Raw genomic sequence first — 17,212 nt, 5'->3', positions numbered from 1 at the left:
GTTGAGGTGCGACGAGCGCTAGCGAGGAGCCTCGAAACCTCCGGGCGTTACGGGCGGGTTGTGGCCGGCACAGTCCGGTGCACCGGGGCCCCTCGACGCGCCTTCGGCGCGGGCGCCGCGCTGCCGCGCGCGGTTGCCTTGCGTAGGTCCGGCCCTCGCCTGGCGGCAAGCCTTCCCCCGGTGGTTGAGGTGCGACGAGCGCTAGCGAGGAGCCTCGAAACCTCCGGGCCTTGCTGGCGGACGGTGGTGGGCACAGTCGGGTGCAGCGGGGCCACTGGTTTCGAGGCTCGGCCGCGGGCGGCCTCGCACCTCAACCACCGGCGGGCTGGTGGCCGTCGAGCAGGGGATTCCCCGCCGCCGTCGCGCGGTCCGTTCTCGTCGTACTCCCGGTGGTTGAGGTGCGAGGCCGCCCGCGGCCGAGCCTCGAAACCTCCGGGCCTTGGTGGCGGACTGTCGTGGGCACAGTCGGGTGCACCGGGGCCGCTGGTTTCGAGGCTCGGCGCTGGGGCGCCTCGCACCTCAACCAGCGGCAGTTGGGGCGTTGAGCATGCCGTTGACCCCGCCGTCCGGCGGGGTGTGGGGCGGGGTCAAGGTCGTTCGGGTTCGGGGGTGGTGAGGGTGGTGGTGCCGGCGGGGGGTGACGAGGAAGCGGGCACCACTCGGGCTGGTCCACAGGTAGTGGCCGGGTCGGAGGACGCGGTAGGTCCAGGTGCTGTGGGTCTTGGCGCGGTGGTGGCGGCGGCAGAGGGGGACGAGGTTGCAGGGGCAGGTGGGACCGCCCTTGTTGTGCTCGATCGCGTGGTCGAGGTCGCACCTGGCGGCGGGGGTGGTGCAGCTCGGGAACCGGCAGGTGTGGTCGCGCAGCTGGACGCGGGTGCGGTGGCGGTCGGGGATCTCGTAGGAGTCCACCGGGACGCAGTCGGCGACGTCGATGACGGGTCGGACGATGATCGTGGAGCCGGGAAGTGACAGCCACTCCCTGATCTGGCTGGCGAGGACCGGTCCACGGGTTTCCTCGCAGCGTCCGACGGGGTTGTCACCGGTCAGGGTGGTGTCGGTGATGTGCAGGTTGAGCACGCTGCGCCGGCCCGGCGACCTCGCGATGACCTCGCCGGTGTCGGGATCGCTCACGATGAGGAAGTCGAGGGAGAGGTCCTGGCGGGCGAGCTCGCCGGCGGCCTTGGAGCGGCGGACGTCGAGGGAGGAGGTGTCGCCGAGCTGGCCCAGCAGGTGGGCGCGGCGGGTGATGGTCTGGTTGAGGTCGTGGCCGTCGGCTGCGTCCATGAGGGCGTCGACGTAGACCAGGCCGTTGTCGGCACCGGTGATGGTGAACCGGCGCTGGTCGGCGCGCTTGCGCCGTTCGGCTTCGGCTCGTTCGGGGTCGAACCGCGCGATGGCTTCCTCAACGAGGCGGTCGATCTGGGCCCAGGTCACGGATTCGACGGCGATGGCGAGCTGGTGGTCGACCCAGGCTGCTGCGCGTTGGGTGAGGGGGTGGGTGAGCTCGGCGATCCGCATCGCCCGCCAGGGTGCGAGCTTGTTGTCGAGGACCGCGGTGTAGAGCTCGGGGAGCCGCCAGGCGCACTCGAGGATCTTGCCGACGTAGAGGCGACCCCCGTCGGGGGTGCGGCCGAGCACGGCGATGAGCTCCATCAGCGCGAACTCCGAGACCAGGGGTGCGCCGGGGCCGGCGATGGGGATGCCGGTGTCGAGGAACCCGTCCCGCATCGTCGCCGCCTGGCCGTCCTGGTCGGGGTTGTCGATGGTGTTGGCGTCTGCCCAGGCGACGATGTTGCGCCACTCGCTGACCTCGAGGTGGGCCCGGGCCTCGGACTCGTCGGCGATCCTCGACAGCCGTGATGCTGTCGAGGGTGTCGACGATGGTGTCGACGGGGTGCTGGTTCCGAGCTCCATGACTGGATTCTTCCAGAGAGCACCGACACTTTGATCGGGCGGAAACCCGCCTGTGGACTGGAGATTCGGGAGATTCTCTGTCCACAGCCCGCCGTCAGGGCCCGGTGGTTAAGAGGCTCCTCGCTAGCGCTCGTCGCACCTCAACCACCGGGAGAAGGGCTTGCCGCCAGGCGAGGGCTGAACCTACGCAGGCAACCGCGTGCGCGGCAGCGCGGCGCCCGCGCCGAAGGCGCGTCGAGGGCAAGTGCGGGCCGAGCCTGCGAGGCCTGCGCGCAGACCTCGACTGGCGACGCGCTCGCGCCATCAGCACCGCGAGGCTCCTCGCTAGCGCTCGTCGCACCTCAACCACCGGGAGACGAGCGCTCGTCGCACCTCAACCACCGGGAGTCGGGCGCCGAGCAAGACCAGCCCACGAGCGCTACGGGACCGCAGGTCGACCGCCGGACCCGACCTCCCGCCGTCCCCCCTCGTTCGCTGCCTTTCGGAGCTGTACCGGCTACGCAACCGCAGCCTGTCCGGGACCGACCCGCGCTCCGCCTACCCAACCGCAGGCGGACCGGCGAACCCGACCACCTACCCAGCGGTGTCGTCGCTGCCTTGCCCCACTGTGCCGGCCACGCAACCGCAGCCTGCAGAGGCTGCGGCGACTGAAGCGCCCCCGTGTCCCCGCTGATCACCTGCCGGCGTCACCGACGAGCCGGGCGACGCCGGCCAGCGGGATGGACAGCCAGTTCGGGCGGTTGCGGGCCTCGTAGAGGCACTCGTAGACCGCCTTGTCGACGACGTACGCCGTGAGCAGGGTGCGGTCGGCGGGGCCGAGGCCGCCCTCGCCGCAGTACGCCCCGAGGAACGCCCGGCGGTTGCGCTTGGCCCACTCGGCGGCGCGGACCGCGCGCTGGTGCTGCACGTCCGGGTCCTCCTCGGGCATCGAGGCGGCGACGGCGTGCGGGGCGTAGTCGAAGGAGCGGGTCATGCCGGCGACGTCGCGCCAGGGGGAGTCGGGCAGCAGGCGCTCGGCGAGCGGCTTGGCGGGCTCGCCCTCGAAGTCGACGAACTTCCAGCCGGCGACGGTGCGCAGGGTCTGGCCCAGGTGGAGGTCGCCGTGCACGCGCTGCACGGGCACCTCGCCGAGCCCGGCGACGGCGGCGAAGACGGCGCGGGCGCCGTCGGCGTGCTCGGCGAGCTGCGGCACCACCCCGATCGCCCCGTCGAGGCGCTGGGTCATCACCTCGGCGAGCACCGAGGCGGACATGGTCGAGGTCGGGAAGGCGTCGCGCAGCTGCCGGTGCACCTCGGCGAGCGCCTCGCCCAGCCGGGCCGCCTCGGAGGCGAAGTCGCCGCCGACCTCCTCGGCGTGCAGGTCGGCCTCGGCGAAGAGGTCGCGCACGCTCGCGAGCGCCTGGCCCCAGCCGTCGCTGGCGGTGCGCAGGAACTGCTGCAGCATGCCGAGCTGGTGCCCGCCGCTCTCGATCCACCCGTAGAGCGCCGCCACGTGGGTCGACCCGGCCTCGGTCAGCGCGCGGTGCGTGGTGACGTCGGGGTTCTCGCCGGGCGTCAGCCTGCGGAACAGCTTGAGCACCGCGTCCTCGCCGAAGAACACCGACGAGTTCGACTGCTCGCCGCTGAACGGGCTCGCCGTCGCGCCGGGGTCGAGGTCGTGCCCGGCCAGGCGCACGAAGCGCAGTCCGTCAGCCACGTCGGGCCCACCGGCCGCGTCACCCTCCGGAGAGTCCAGGAACGCCCGCAGGTACGACGCCATCGCGTCCCGGTCCTGGACCGCGTCGTAGCCCGGGCGACCGTCGTCGAGCCGGCCGACGAGCGCGTGCTCGAGCCGGTCCTGCGGCTCGTCGTACACCGCCAGCGGCACCTGGTAGAGCTCGGACTCGCCGTCGGCATAGGCGACCTCGGCCAGGAGCACCACCACCTCGGGGGAGGTGCCGACGGTGCCGGCCTGCCGGGTGCGGCTGACCGTGAACTCGCGGCCCTTGCCGCCGAACCAGCGGCTCCGGCCGATGAACGCGGCGAGCTGATCGTCGATCACAGCACCGGCCTCCCTGTCGCCTCGGGGTCCGTGAGTCGGAACCAGTAGAAGCCGTGCCCGCTGAGGGTCAGGAGATACGGCAGCTCCCCGATCGCGGGGAAGGGGACCCCGCCGATCAGCTCGACGGGCACGCGCCCCTCGAACCGCCGCAGGTCGAGCTCGACCGGCTGCGGGAATCGGGAGAGGTTGTTGACGCAGAGGATGACCTCGTCGCCGTCCTCGCGGTGCAGCACCCGGACGTAGGACAGCACGGTCGGGTTGGAGCCGCCGAGGTCCTCGAACTCGCCGAGCCCGAAGGCGTCGTGCTGGCGGCGGATGTGGATCATCCGCCGGGTCCAGTGCAGCAGCGACGAGGGGTTCTCGAGCTGCGCCTCGACGTTGACGCTCTGGTAGCCGTAGACCGGGTCCTGGATGACCGGCAGGTGCAGCTTGCCCGGCGTCGCGGCCGAGAAGCCGGCGTTGCGGTCGGGCGTCCACTGCATCGGGGTGCGCACGCCGTCGCGGTCACCGAGCCAGATGTTGTCGCCCATCCCGATCTCGTCGCCGTAGTAGAGGACGGGGGAGCCGGGGAGCGACAGCAGCAGCGCGGTGAAGAGCTCGATCTGGTTGGTGTCGTTGTCGAGCAGCGGGGCCAGCCGTCGGCGGATGCCGATGTTGGCCTTCATGCGGGGGTCCTTGGCGTACTCGCCCCACATGTAGTCGCGGTCCTCGTCGGTGACCATCTCCAGGGTCAGCTCGTCGTGGTTGCGCAGGAAGATGCCCCACTGGCAGCCCGAGGGGATCGGCGGCGTCTGCTCCATGATCTCCGAGATCGGGAAGCGCGACTCGCGCCGCACCGCCATGAAGATGCGCGGCATCACCGGGAAGTGGAAGGCCATGTGGCACTCGTCGCCGCCGACTGCGGGGTCGCCGAAGTACTCGACCACGTCGGTCGGCCACTGGTTCGCCTCGCACAGCAGCACCCGCCCGGGGTAGTTGTCGTCGACGAACCGGCGGACCTTCTTGAGGAACTCGTGCGTCTCCGGCAGGTTCTCCCCGTTCGTACCCGGTCGCTCGTAGAGGTAGGGCACCGCGTCGAGGCGGAAGCCGTCGAGGCCCATGTCGAGCCAGAACGCCATCGCGTCGAGCATCGCCTCGTGGACCTTCGGGTTGTCGAAGTTGAGGTCCGGCTGGTGGTGGAAGAAGCGGTGCCAGTAGTACTGGCCGCGCACCGGGTCGTAGGTCCAGTTCGACGGCTCGGTGTCGACGAAGATGATCCGCGCGTCCTGGTAGAGCTCGTCGGTGTCGGACCAGACGTAGAAGTCGCCGTACGGACCGTCCGGGTCGGTGCGCGAGGCCTGGAACCACGGGTGCGCGTCACTCGTGTGGTTCATGACGAAGTCGATGATGACCCGGATCCCGCGCTCGTGCGCGGCGTCGAGGAATGCGTGGAAGTCCTCGACGCTGCCGCACTCCGGCAGGATGTCCGTGTAGTCGGCGACGTCGTAGCCGCCGTCACGCAGCGGCGACGTGAAGAACGGCGGCACCCACAGGCAGTCGACGCCGAGCCACTGGAGGTAGTCGAGCTTCTCGGTCAGCCCGCGGAAGTCACCGGTGCCGTCGGCGTTGGAGTCGCGGAAGGACCGGACGAGGACCTCGTAGAAGACGGCCGTGCGGAACCACTCCGGCTCGTCGTTGAGCACGGTCTGGGGGGACGAGCTCACGGACGCTCCTTCACGGTGAGGATGTGGGCGGGCTGCGCGGGTTCGAGCCGGACGTAGTTGTGCTCGCTCCACGTCCACGTCTCCCCGGAGAGCTCGTCGTGCACGGCGTACGACGACCCGGGCGCCAGGCCGAGCGCCGCGAGGTCGAGGTGCACCATCGTCTCCTGCGGCTGGTGCGGGTCGAGGTTGATCACGACGACGACGCGGTCGTCGGGGCCGTCGACCCCGCCCGGGGTGGCGGTCTTGCTGAAGCACAGGACGTGGTCGGAGTCGGTCGCGTGCACCGTGAGGTTGCGCAGCTGCTGCAGCGCCGGGTGCTCGCGGCGGATCGCGTTCAGCCGGGTGATGTACGACGTCAGGTCGGCCCCGACGGTGCCGGGGGCCGTCGCCGCGGCCCAGGCCCGCCGGCGGACCTGGTACTTCTCCGAGTCGAGGTACTCCTCGCTGCCCGGGCGCACCGCCACGTGCTCGCCGAGCTCGTAGCCCGAGTAGACGCCCCACGTGGGGGAGGAGGTCGCCGCGAGCACGGCCCGGATGCGGAAGGCCGCCGGGCCGCCGTACTGCAGGAACTCGTGGAGGATGTCGGGGGTGTTGACGAAGAAGTTCGGCCGCATCCGGTGCGCCGACTCCTGGCTGACCTCCTCGAGGTAGTCCTCGACGTCCACCTTGGCGGTGCGCCAGGTGAAGTAGGTGTAGGACTGGTGGAAGCCGACCGCGCCGAGGGTCTGCATCATCGGCGGCTTCGTGAACGCCTCGGCGAGGAAGAGCACGTCGGGATCGGTCTCGCGCACCTTCGCGAGCAGCCACTGCCAGAACGCGACCGGCTTGGTGTGCGGGTTGTCGACGCGGAAGATCCGCACCCCGTGGTCCATCCAGTGGCGCACGACCCGCAGCACCTCGGTGGCGAGGCTGTCGGGGTGGTCGTAGGGGTGGGCGTCGAAGTTGACCGGGTAGATGTCCTGGTACTTCTTCGGCGGGTTCTCGGCGTAGGCGATCGACCCGTCCGCCCGGGTGGTGAACCACTCGGGGTGCGCCTCGACCCACGGGTGGTCCGGCGCCGCCTGCAGCGCGAGGTCGAGCGCGACCTCCAGGTCGAGCGAGCGGGCCTCGGCGACGAACGCGTCGAAGTCGTCGATCGTGCCGAGGTCGGGGTGGATGGCGTCGTGCCCGCCGTGCCGGCTGCCGATCGCCCACGGCGACCCGTCCCAGTCCTCGGGGATCGGCTCGCCCTCGGGAGCGACGGTGTTGTTCGGTCCCTTGCGGTTCACCTCGCCGATCGGGTGGATCGGCGGCAGGTAGACCACGTCGAAGCCCATCGCCGCGATCGCGGGCAGCCGCTTCGCGGACCCGGCGAAGCCGCCCTCGGAGCGCGGGAAGAACTCGTACCAGCTGCCGAAGAGAGCCCGCGGGCGGTCGACGAACACCGGGAACGGGCCCTCGACGGTCAGCAGGTCGCGCAGCGGGTACGACGCCAGCACGGCCCGCAGCTCCGGGGACTCGAGCTGGGCCAGCCTCGCCTCGGCGGGTCGTCCGGCGTCGCGGGCCGCCTTGACCGCGGCCTTCAGCTCGCGCTGGGCGTCCTTGTCCTTCTTCAGCCCGTCCTTGAGGGTGGGGTCCTTCAGCACCCGCTCGAGCAGCAGGGCGCCCTCGGCGAACATCAGCTCCACGTCGATGCCGGCGCGGACCTTGATGCCGGCGGCGTGCTGCCAGGTGGCGACCGGGTCGGACCACGCGTGCACCTCGAAGGACCACGGGCCCTCACCGTCGGCGACGACCCACGCCTCGTGCCGGTCCACGGTGTGCCGGTCGGTGGGGGTGAGCGGCCGCATCCGGACCGGTGGTCGCCGGTTGCCCTCCGGGTCCACGAGGACGACCTCGGCGCCGAGCCGGTCGTGGCCCTCGCGGAAGACGGTGGCGCTCACCGGGAAGGGCTCTCCCACCACCGCCTTCACGGGGAGGGCTCCCTCGGTCGGGCCGGTCGCGAGGACCGGCTTCACGTCGATGACGGGGATTCGTCCGACCATGTCTCGAACCTAACGGTGTGTCCTACGGGTTGGCCACGTCCCACACGTCGACCGTGTCGCCCGCAGCGAGCGCGGTGGTACCCGGCTTCACGTCGATCAGTGCGTCCGCTCCTGCGAACCACCCGAGAAAGGCCGAGCCCGGCGGCCCCCACGGGGTGACGGTGCCCTCGACGCGGTCGAGCCGCGCCCGCCGCCACTGCCGCTTGGCAGGCAGCGGGGTCAGCGGCTCGGTGAGCCGCGCCCGCACCACCGGGCGGTGGGGGACGGGGTGCCCGAAGGCGGCGCGCAGCGCGGGCCGGACGAACACCTCGAAGGAGGTGAGCGCGCTCACCGGGTTGCCGGGCAGGCAGACGACCGGCACGCCGGAGACGACGCCCGAGCCTTGCGGCATGCCGGGCTGCATCGCGACCTTGACGAACTCCACGCCGCGCGGCCCGAGCCCGTCCTTGACCACCTCGTAGGCGCCGGCGCTGACGCCGCCCGAGGTCAGCACGAGGTCGACCTCGCCCGACGCGAGCTCGCCGTCGAGCAGCGCGAGGAAGGTCGGCACGTCGTCCTCGACCCACAGCTTGCGCACGGCGACCCCGCCGGCGTCCTCGACCGCCGTGGCGAGCAGGGCGCCGTTGGCGTCGCGGATCTGCCCGGAGCCGGGGACCGGCTCCTCGGCCAGCTCCGACCCGGTCGACACGACCAGCACCCGCGGCCGGCGCCGTACGACGACGTCGCGGACGCCGAGCGCGGCGAGCACCCCGACCTGGGCGGCCCCCAGCAGCGCGCCCGCGGCGAGCACCTCGTCGCCGACCGCGACGTCGCTGCCGGCCCGGCGCACGAAGGTCCCGGCCGCGCGCTCGGCGGTGATCGCCACGGTCTCCGTTCCGCCGTCGGTCACCTCGACCTCGACCACCGCGTCGGCGCCGCGGGGCACCGGTGCGCCGGTCATGATCCGCACCGTCGTGCCCGGGGCGAGCTCGCCGACGGGGGCGCCGGCCGGCACGTCGCCGGCGACCGGCAGGCGCACCGGTGACTCCGGGGTCGCGCCGGCGACCTCGGCCGCACGCACGGCGTAGCCGTCCATCCCGGAGTTGTCGAAGGCAGGTAGCGGCTCGCCGGCGCGGACCGGCTCGGCGAGCACGCGCCCGCCGGCGTCGGCGAGCGGGACCCGCTCGGTCGGCCAGTCCCCGGGCCCGCCGGGGCGGGCGAGCAGGGCGGCGACGTGGTCCTGGTGGTCGGTCACGGAGCGGAGGGCTGCGGTGCTCATCGGGAGCCAGCCTAGGGAAGGTGCGTAACCCCCGCGCCCCTCGACGGTTGGAGATGGCAACAGACGGGCGAGGCGGGTCATGGGGGCTGCCTCGCCCGTCTCGTGCTTTTCTCGCACCACCTCTCCCACCACCGAGTCCCCGGGCGGCCATTGGATCGTTCAAGTCGAGGTGGGTTACCGTCGACCCATGCGTGCCATCCGACGCTTCACGGTCCGCCCGCTCCTGCCCGAGGAGCTCGCCGCGCTCGGCGAGCTCGCGGCCAACCTGCGATGGTCGTGGCACCCGCCGACCCAGGCGTTGTTCGAGGAGATCGACCCCGAGCTGTGGCAGGAGGTCCGTGACCCGCTGCGCCTGCTGGGCGAGGCCCCGGCGGAGCGCTGGCGCGAGCTGGCCGCCGACGCGTCCTACGTGGCGCGGGTCGCCGAGGTGCGCGCCGACCTGGCGTCGTACCTCACGGGGGAGCGGTGGTACCAGCGGGCCAGCGCCGCCGCGCCGGAGGAGACCTGGCCGGCCTCGATCGCCTACTTCTCGCCCGAGTTCGGCATCACCGCCGTGCTGCCGCAGTACTCCGGCGGCCTCGGCATCCTCGCCGGCGACCACCTCAAGGCGGCCAGCGACCTCGGCGCGCCGATCACCGGCGTCGGCCTGCTCTACAAGCACGGCTACTTCCGCCAGGCGCTCTCGCACGAGGCGTGGCAGCTGGAGAGCTACCCGGTCCTCGACCCCGACGGACTGCCGCTGTCGCTGTTGCGCGAGGAGGACGGCGCCCCGGCCGTGATCTCGATCCGGATGCCCGGCGCGCCCGACCTGCTCGCCCGGATCTGGGTGGCCGCGGTGGGCCGCGTCCCGCTGCTGCTCCTCGACACCGACTTCGAGGACAACCCCGGGCAGCACCGGCTCGTCACCGACCGGCTCTACGGCGGCAACACCGAGCACCGGCTGCGGCAGGAGCTGCTCCTCGGCGTCGGCGGCGTGCGCGCGCTGCGCGCGTGGTCGCGGATCACCGGCGCCCCCGAGCCCGAGGTCTTCCACACCAACGAGGGCCACGCCGGCTTCCTCGGCATCGAGCGGATCCGTGAGCTCACCGCCCAGGGCGACCTCGACTTCGCGACCGCCCTCGAGGTCGGCCGCACCTCGACCGTCTTCACGACCCACACCCCGGTCCCGGCCGGCATCGACCGCTTCCCGCGCACCCTCGTCGAGCAGTACCTCGGCGAGCAGGGCGCGACGCCGGGCGTGCCGGTCGACCAGGTGCTCGCGCTCGGCGCCGAGGACTACGAGGGCGGCGACCCGGGCGTGTTCAACATGGCGGTGATGGGCTTCCGGCTCGCGCAGCGCGCCAACGGCGTCTCCCAGCTGCACGGCCACGTCAGCCGCGGCATGTTCAACGGCCTGTGGCCGGCCTTCGACGAGGCCGAGGTCCCGATCTCCTCGATCACCAACGGCGTGCACGCCCCGACCTGGGTCGCCCCCGAGGTCGCCGGGCTCGCCAGCGCGCAGGGTGCCGACTGGGAGGGCGACGACACCGAGGCGTTCTGGGCGGCCTTCACCAAGGTCCCCGGCCCGGACGTGTGGCGCACCAAGCGCCTGCTGCGCGAGCGCCTCGTCGCCGACGCCCGGCGCCGCCTGCGTCGCTCCTGGGAGGAGCGGGGTGCCGCCCCGGCCGAGCTCGCCTGGATCGACGACGCCCTCGACCCCGACGTCCTCACGATCGGGTTCGCCCGCCGCGTGCCGTCGTACAAGCGGCTCACGCTGATGCTGCGCGACCCCGAGCGCCTCAAGTCGCTGCTGCTGCACCCCGAGCGACCCGTCCAGCTGGTCGTCGCCGGCAAGGCCCACCCCGCCGACGACGGCGGCAAGCGGCTGATCCAGGAGCTGGTGCGCTTCGCCGACGCCGAGGACGTGCGGCACCGGATCGTGTTCCTGCCGAACTACGACATCTCCCTCGCGCAGCCGCTCTACCCGGGCTGCGACGTGTGGCTGAACAACCCGCTGCGCCCCTACGAGGCCTGCGGCACCTCCGGCATGAAGGCCGCCCTCAACGGCGGGCTCAACCTGTCGATCCTCGACGGCTGGTGGGACGAGTGGTACGAGCCCGAGTTCGGCTGGCCCATCCCGTCCGCCGACGGCCTCGACGACTACTCCGACAAGCGCGACGACCTCGAGGCGGCCGCGCTCTACGACCTCATCGAGAACGAGGTCGCGCCGCGCTTCTACGACCTCGACCACGAGGGTGTCCCCGGCCGATGGGTCGAGATGCTGCGCCACACCTGGGCCAACCTCGGCCCGAAGGTGCTCGCCACCCGGATGGTGCGCGACTACATCGCCCAGCTCTACGCGCCGGCCGCCGCCAACGCACGCACCCTCGCCGCGACCGAGGACGGCGCCCGCCAGCTGGCCGGGTGGAAGGCCCGCGTGCGCGGCGCCTGGCCCGGCGTGCGGGTCGAGCACGTCGAGGCCGTCGGCGTCGGCGACGTCACCGAGGTCGGCTCACGGATGACCGTGCACTCCTACGTCGCCCTCGGCGAGCTCGGTCCCGACGACGTCGAGGTCCAGCTGGTGCACGGCCGGGTCGACGCCGAGGACGCGTTCGTCGAGTCCACGACGACCCCGCTCACCCGCGTCGAGTCGTACGACGGCGGGCGGCACCGCTTCGACGCCGAGATCGAGCTCGGCCGGCCCGGCCCCTTCGGCTACACCGTCCGCGTCGTCCCGCGGCACCCCTTGCTCGTCGCGCCCGCCGAGCTGGGCGTCGTCGCGCTGGCCTGAGCGCCGCAGCCGTCCAGGACCCGGTCGCTCAGGCGTCGGCCTCCCGCATCACGACCACGCTGCGGGGGCCGATGGCGAGCCGGCCGCCGACCTCGACCCGGCGCCCGACGGGGAGGCCGGGGTCGGTGGACAGCACGACGTCCCCGGCGTGCACCCAGTCGTTGTCCGGCAGGTAGACCTCGACCGGCTCCGCGCCGGCGTGGAACCACAGCAGGAAGGACGCGTCGATCAGCTGCTCGCCGCGCGGGCCGGGCTGGCGCAGCGGGCGGCCGGAGACGAACATCCCGACCGTCGCGAGGCCGGCGTCGTGCCAGTCGTCGGCAGTCATCTCGCGACCGGTCGGGTGCAGCCAGGCGAGGTCCTTGGGGCCGCCGACGATGGTCGGGCGCCCCTCGAACCAGTGCCGCTGGCGCAGGGTGCGGTGCTCGCGGCGCAGGCGCAGGGCTGCCCGGGTCACCTCGTACACGTCGAGCCAGGCGTCGTCGGCGCGCCAGTCGACCCACGAGATCTCGTTGTCCTGGCAGTAGGGGTTGTTGTTGCCGCGCTGGGTGCGCCCGCGCTCGTCACCGGCCGTCAGCATCGGAACCCCGTTGGACAGGCACAGCGTCGCCATCAGGTTCGCGGCCTGCCGCCGGCGCAGGGCCACGACCTCCGGGTCGTTGGTCTCGCCCTCCACGCCGTGGTTCCACGACCGGTTGTTGTCGGTGCCGTCGCGGTTGTCCTCGCCGTTGGCCTCGTTGTGCTTGTGGTCGTAGGACACCAGGTCGCGCACGGTGAACCCGTCGTGCGCGGTGACGAAGTTGACCGAGTTGTAGGCCGAGCGCCCGTCGTCGGCATACAGGTCCGAGGAGCCCGCGAGCCGGGTCGCCACCTGCTGCGTGCCGTGGGACTGTCCGCGCCAGAAGTCGCGGATCGTGTCGCGGTACTGGTCGTTCCACTCCACCCACGGCGGTGGCATCCGGCCGACGAGGTAGCCGTCCATCGACACGTCCCACGGCTCCGCGATCAGCTTCACGTGCCGCAGCACCGGGTCCTGGCCGATCGCGGTCAGCAGCTTGCAGGCCATGTCGACGGGGATGCCGTCCGGGCCGGCGGTGCGGGTGAGCGCCGACATCAGGTCGAAGCGGAAGCCGTCGACGTGCATCTCGGTGACCCAGTAGCGCAGCGAGTCGAGGATCAGCCGCAGCGCGAGCGGGTCCTCGGCGTTCACCGTGTTGCCGCAGCCGGTGACGTCCCAGTAGGTGTCGTCGAAGGCGCCGTCGCCGTCGGGGGCCGGCGGGACCCGGCGGTAGAAGCCGCGGTCGTCGAGCCCGCGGAAGGAGTACGTCGGCCCGTCCGGCCCCGCCTCGGCGGTGTGGTTGTAGACCACGTCGAGGATCACCTCGATGCCGGCGGCGTGCAGGCTGCGGACCATCTCCTTGAACTCGGTCACCTGCTGGCCCATGTCGCCGCTCGAGGAGTAGGCCGCGTGCGGCGCGAAGTAGCCGATCGAGTTGTAGCCCCAGTAGTTCACGGTGCCGCGCTCGACCAGGGCCGGCTCGGGGAAGAACTGGTGCACCGGGAGCAGCTCGACCGCGGTCACACCGAGGTCGTTGAGGTAGTCGGTGACGACGGGGTGCCCGAGCCCGGCGTACGTGCCGCGCAGCTCCTCGGGGATCCGGTCGTGCAGCTTCGTGAACCCCTTGACGTGCAGCTCGTAGACGACCGTGTCGAGCCAGCGGCGGCGGATCGGGGTGTCGCCCTGCCAGTCGAAGGTCGGGTCGACCACGACGCTCCACGCCGAGCCGGGCCCGCCGGACACGGCCAGGCCGTAGGGATCGAGGAGCAGCAGGCTCGGGTCGAAGCGCATCCCCTCCTCGGGGGCGTACGGACCCTCCACCCGGTAGCCGTAGCGGGTCCCGGGCTCGATCGAGGGGAGCGCGCCGTGCCAGATGCCGAGGGACTGCTCGGTGAGCGGGTAGCGCCGCTCAGCCCCGCCCGGGCCCGGCAGCCCGACGCACAGCCACACGGCCGATGCGTTCGGCGCGTGGACGGCGAAGTTGGTGGACTCCGGGGACCAGGTCGCGCCGAGGGGCCAGTTGCGTCCCGGCCACACCGCCGCCTGCTCTCCGAGCGTTCGCCACAGGGTGGGAGTCACCCGGCCCATTGTGCCGCGCCGCCGGGGAGGACCCGCCGAACTGGAGGGTTCATGTCACCCGCGCGAGCGGGTAGCGGCAGAATGCGGGACGGGGGCCCAACCCCGAGACCCACCGAGAGGGAGCAGATGACCAGCGAATTCGTTCGCCTCGAGGTCGCCGACGGCGTCGCGACGATCCGGCTCGACCGACCGAAGACCATGAACGCCATCAGCCTCCAGGTCCAGGACGAGCTCTCGCTCGCTGCGGCCGAGTGCACCGACCGTGCCGACATCCGTGCGGTCGTGCTCTGGGGTGGGGAGAAGGTGTTCGCCGCCGGCAACGACGTCAAGGAGATGGCCGGCATGTCCTACACGGACATGGTCGACCGGGTCGAGAAGCTCCAGAACGCGGTCAACTCGATCGCCCGCATCCCCAAGCCCGTCATCGCGGCCGTCAACGGCTACGCGCTGGGCGGCGGCTGCGAGCTGGCGATGGCGGCCGACGTCCGCTACGCCGCCGACAACGCCGTGCTCGGCCAGCCCGAGATCCTGCTGGGCATCATCCCCGGCGCCGGAGGCACCCAGCGCCTGCCGCGCCTGGTCGGCCCCAGCACCGCCAAGGACCTGCTGTTCACCGGCCGCTTCGTCAAGGCGGAGGAGGCGCTGTCGATCGGCCTGGTCGACCGGGTCCTGCCCGCCGCCGACGTGTACGACGAGGCGCGGGCCTGGGCCGCCAAGTTCGCCACCGCCGCGCCCTACGCCCTGCGCGCGATCAAGGAGTCCGTCGACCGCGGCCTCGAGGTCGACATCGAGACCGGCCTGCAGATCGAGCGGCAGCACTTCTCCGCCGTCTTCGCCACGCAGGACAGCCGGACCGGGATGGCGTCGTTCGTCGAGAACGGCCCGGGCAAGGCCACCTTCGAAGGTCGGTGACCGGCATGTCCGGGGACGACAGCGCCGAGCGAGGGACAGAAGGGACAGGGGACGAGATGCCGGGAGAGCACAAGGCCGACGCCGACGCCGACGAGCCCACCAGCTCGGCCGAGCCCACGGGCACGACCTCGGGCAGCCGCTCGCTGGTGCTGGCCCGGGTGCGGGACAACGCAGCCCGGGTGGTCTGGATCATCTGCGTGACCCTCGCCCTCGTGCTGGCCGCGGCCGCCTTCTCCTACGCCCTCGAGGCGAACGAGGAGAACAGCCTGGTCCAGGCCGTCCGCGACCTCGCCGACACCTTCGACCTCGGGTTCTTCGACCTGGACAACCCGGTGAAGGCCTTCGAGGACCCGAACGGCGCGGTCAAGACGGCGCTGTTCAACTACGGGATCGCCTGCGTCGTCTACCTGGTGGTCGGCCGGGCGCTCGAGCGCATCCTGCGACCCTGACCCACCACGGCGCACCGCGCCGGTGTGAGGGAATCCACTGAGACGCGGATTCCGACCGCCGTGACCGGACGGTAACCTGCAAGACGCTGTCCGGCAACGGACCTCAGTTGCTCCCCGCCGCGGGCCACGCTGCGGGGAATCACGAAGCACAGGAAGGGGCCGGTCCGGCCACAACCATGACTCTCTCCAACATTGTCGTCCTTGTGAAGTACGTCCCGGACGCGACGGGTGACCGGAAGTTCGAGGCGGACAACACCGTCGACCGCGTGGGTGTCGACGGTCTGCTGTCGGAGCTCGACGAGTACGCCGTCGAGCAGGCTCTCCAGATCAAGGAGAAGCGCGCCGACGAGGAGATCACCGTCACCGCGCTGACCGTGGGCCCGGCCGAGGCCGAGGCCGCCGTGCGCAAGGCCCTGCAGATGGGCGCCGACAAGGCCGTCCACGTGCAGGACGACGCCATCGCCGGCTCCGACGCCGCCGCGACGTCGCTGGTGCTCGCCAAGGCGATCGAGAAGATCGGCGTCCCGGAGCTCGTCGTCGGTGGCCTCGCGTCGACCGACGGCGGCATGAGCGTCGTCCCGGCGATGCTCGCCGAGCGGCTCAACCTGCCGCAGGTCACCCTCGCCGCCGTGGTGGAGACCCAGGGCGACCAGGTCCGCATCAAGCGTGACGGCGACACCGCCACCGAGGTCATCGGCGGCACCCTGCCGCTGGTCCTGTCCGTGACCGACCAGTCGGGCGAGGCCCGCTACCCGTCGTTCAAGGGCATCATGGCCGCGAAGAAGAAGCCGCTGGAGACGCTCTCGCTCGCCGACATCGGCGTCGACGCCTCCGAGGTCGGCCTGGACGCTGCGTGGACGAAGGTCGAGGCCACCGCGGCCCGCCCGCCGCGCACCGCCGGCGAGATCGTCAAGGACGAGGACGGCTCGGGCGCCACCGCGCTGGTCGAGTTCCTCGCGTCGAAGAAGTTCATCTGAGAAGCGCTGAGGAGCAGAAACAACATGTCTGAAGTCCTGGTTCTCGTCGACCACGTCGACGGCGCTGTCCGCAAGCCCACCTACGAGCTGCTGGCGATCGCCAAGCGGATCGGCTCGCCCTCGGCCGTCTTCATCGGCGGTGCGGACAAGTCCGCCGCCGTCGCCGACGCCGTCAAGGCCTACGGTGCCGACAAGGTCTACGTCGTCGACGACACGGAGATCAAGGGTTACCTCGTGGCCCCCAAGGCCGAGGTGCTGCAGCAGCTGGCCGAGAAGACCTCGCCCGCCGCGATCCTCATCCCGGCCTCGGCCGAGGGCAAGGAGATCGCCGGCCGCCTGTCGATCAAGCTCTCCTCGGGCCTGATCACCGACGCCGTCGACGTCAAGGTGGAGGGTGAGGACATCGTCACCACCCAGTCGGTGTTCGCCGGCAACTTCACCGTCGACGCCAAGGTCGTCAAGGGTACGCCGATCATCGCGGTCAAGCCCAACGCCGCCGCTCCGGAGGAGGGTGCCGGCGCCGGCGCCGTCGAGGAGTTCGCCGCGCGGATCTCCGACGCCGCGAAGACCGCGCAGATCGTCGCCGCCCAGCCGCGCCAGTCCACCGGCCGCCCCGAGCTCACCGAGGCCGCCATCGTGGTCTCCGGTGGTCGTGGCACCGGCGGTGACTTCACCGCGGTCGAGGCCCTCGCCGACGCCCTCGGTGCTGCCGTGGGCGCCTCGCGTGCCGCCGTCGACTCCGGCTGGAAGCCGCACACCTTCCAGGTCGGCCAGACCGGCAAGGTGGTCTCACCGCAGCTGTACGTCGCGAACGGCATCTCGGGTGCGATCCAGCACCGCGCCGGCATGCAGACCTCGAAGACGATCGTGGCCGTCAACAAGGACGAGGAGGCCCCGATCTTCGAGCTCGTCGACTTCGGCGTCGTGGGCGACCTCCACACGGTCCTCCCGGCCGTGACCGCCGAGATCGAGAAGCGCAAGGGCTGAGCGAGGCTCTGCCCCGACGCGAACGCCGCGGACACCGGAT

Annotated in this window: 11 protein-coding genes; 5 read left to right on the top strand and 6 right to left on the bottom strand. The window is 71.9% G+C overall.

The features are described 5' to 3' along the window. Positions 1-519: 519 nt before the first annotated feature. From NOCJ54_RS0112740 to NOCJ54_RS0112720, 5 genes are all read right to left on the bottom strand, one after another. Positions 520-1,914: an HNH endonuclease signature motif containing protein gene (locus NOCJ54_RS0112740; protein WP_028655805.1), complete on the bottom strand. Its 1,395-nt coding sequence runs from the start codon at positions 1,912-1,914 to the stop codon at positions 520-522. A 673-nt stretch (positions 1,915-2,587) separates the two neighbouring features. Continuing rightward, complete coding sequence (locus tag NOCJ54_RS0112735; protein ID WP_028655804.1) at positions 2,588-3,955, bottom strand: maltokinase N-terminal cap-like domain-containing protein; 1,368 nt, start codon at positions 3,953-3,955, stop codon at positions 2,588-2,590. Then, entirely contained in the window at positions 3,952-5,658 is a 1,707-nt protein-coding gene (gene treS / locus NOCJ54_RS25595) for a maltose alpha-D-glucosyltransferase (protein ID WP_036517817.1), read from the bottom strand. The genes NOCJ54_RS0112735 and treS overlap by 4 nt, the downstream gene beginning before the upstream one ends. Continuing rightward, positions 5,655-7,682, bottom strand: a complete 2,028-nt coding sequence (locus NOCJ54_RS0112725; protein ID WP_028655803.1) for a maltotransferase domain-containing protein — start codon at positions 7,680-7,682, stop codon at positions 5,655-5,657. The genes treS and NOCJ54_RS0112725 overlap by 4 nt, the downstream gene beginning before the upstream one ends. Before the next feature lie 22 nt (positions 7,683-7,704). Continuing rightward, positions 7,705-8,940 carry a molybdopterin molybdotransferase MoeA gene (locus NOCJ54_RS0112720; RefSeq protein ID WP_028655802.1) on the bottom strand — a complete coding sequence of 412 codons (1,236 nt, stop codon included), beginning with the start codon at positions 8,938-8,940 and terminating at the stop codon, positions 7,705-7,707. Positions 8,941-9,127: 187 nt separating this feature from the next. Between NOCJ54_RS0112720 and glgP the strand changes: the two genes are divergently transcribed. Beyond that, the gene (glgP, locus tag NOCJ54_RS0112715; protein WP_028655801.1) at positions 9,128-11,710 is read left to right on the top strand and encodes an alpha-glucan family phosphorylase; all 2,583 of its coding nucleotides are present in this window, start codon (positions 9,128-9,130) and stop codon (positions 11,708-11,710) included. A gap of 28 nt (positions 11,711-11,738) precedes the next feature. Here glgP and glgX read toward each other — a convergent pair whose 3' ends face one another. Further along, entirely contained in the window at positions 11,739-13,847 is a 2,109-nt protein-coding gene (glgX, locus tag NOCJ54_RS0112710; protein ID WP_028655800.1) for a glycogen debranching protein GlgX, read from the bottom strand. A gap of 126 nt (positions 13,848-13,973) precedes the next feature. Between glgX and NOCJ54_RS0112705 the strand changes: the two genes are divergently transcribed. From NOCJ54_RS0112705 to NOCJ54_RS0112690, 4 genes are all read left to right on the top strand, one after another. Then, positions 13,974-14,759, top strand: coding sequence for an enoyl-CoA hydratase/isomerase family protein (locus tag NOCJ54_RS0112705; protein WP_028655799.1), 786 nt, complete (start codon positions 13,974-13,976; stop codon positions 14,757-14,759). Positions 14,760-14,815: 56 nt separating this feature from the next. Then, positions 14,816-15,208, top strand: a complete 393-nt coding sequence (locus tag NOCJ54_RS0112700; protein ID WP_232221773.1) for a hypothetical protein — start codon at positions 14,816-14,818, stop codon at positions 15,206-15,208. A gap of 203 nt (positions 15,209-15,411) precedes the next feature. Continuing rightward, positions 15,412-16,185 (top strand): electron transfer flavoprotein subunit beta/FixA family protein, encoded by a 774-nt coding sequence (locus NOCJ54_RS0112695; protein ID WP_028655797.1) that lies wholly within the window; start codon positions 15,412-15,414, stop codon positions 16,183-16,185. Between the two features lie 24 nt (positions 16,186-16,209). After that, the gene (locus NOCJ54_RS0112690) at positions 16,210-17,172 is read left to right on the top strand and encodes an electron transfer flavoprotein subunit alpha/FixB family protein (protein ID WP_028655796.1); all 963 of its coding nucleotides are present in this window, start codon (positions 16,210-16,212) and stop codon (positions 17,170-17,172) included. Positions 17,173-17,212 lie beyond the last annotated feature (40 nt).

The sequence above is a fragment of the Nocardioides sp. J54 genome (genome assembly GCF_000519005.1).
In the GTDB taxonomy this organism is placed as follows: Bacteria; Actinomycetota; Actinomycetes; order Propionibacteriales; family Nocardioidaceae; genus Nocardioides.
Note: the sequence above shows the minus strand (reverse complement) of the source record. Positions and strands in the feature narration are given on the sequence as shown.

Excerpts from the sequence above, each read along its gene's own strand:
- NOCJ54_RS0112720 (WP_028655802.1), bottom strand. The coding sequence starts at position 8,940 with ATGAGCACCGCAGCCCTCCGCTCCGTGACCGACCACCAGGACCACGTC.
- NOCJ54_RS0112705 (WP_028655799.1), top strand. The coding sequence starts at position 13,974 with ATGACCAGCGAATTCGTTCGCCTCGAGGTCGCCGACGGCGTCGCGACG.
- NOCJ54_RS0112690 (WP_028655796.1), top strand. The coding sequence starts at position 16,210 with ATGTCTGAAGTCCTGGTTCTCGTCGACCACGTCGACGGCGCTGTCCGC.
- NOCJ54_RS0112740 (WP_028655805.1), bottom strand. The coding sequence starts at position 1,914 with ATGGAGCTCGGAACCAGCACCCCGTCGACACCATCGTCGACACCCTCG.
- glgP (WP_028655801.1), top strand. The coding sequence starts at position 9,128 with ATGCGTGCCATCCGACGCTTCACGGTCCGCCCGCTCCTGCCCGAGGAG.
- NOCJ54_RS0112700 (WP_232221773.1), top strand. The coding sequence starts at position 14,816 with ATGCCGGGAGAGCACAAGGCCGACGCCGACGCCGACGAGCCCACCAGC.
- NOCJ54_RS0112725 (WP_028655803.1), bottom strand. The coding sequence starts at position 7,682 with ATGGTCGGACGAATCCCCGTCATCGACGTGAAGCCGGTCCTCGCGACC.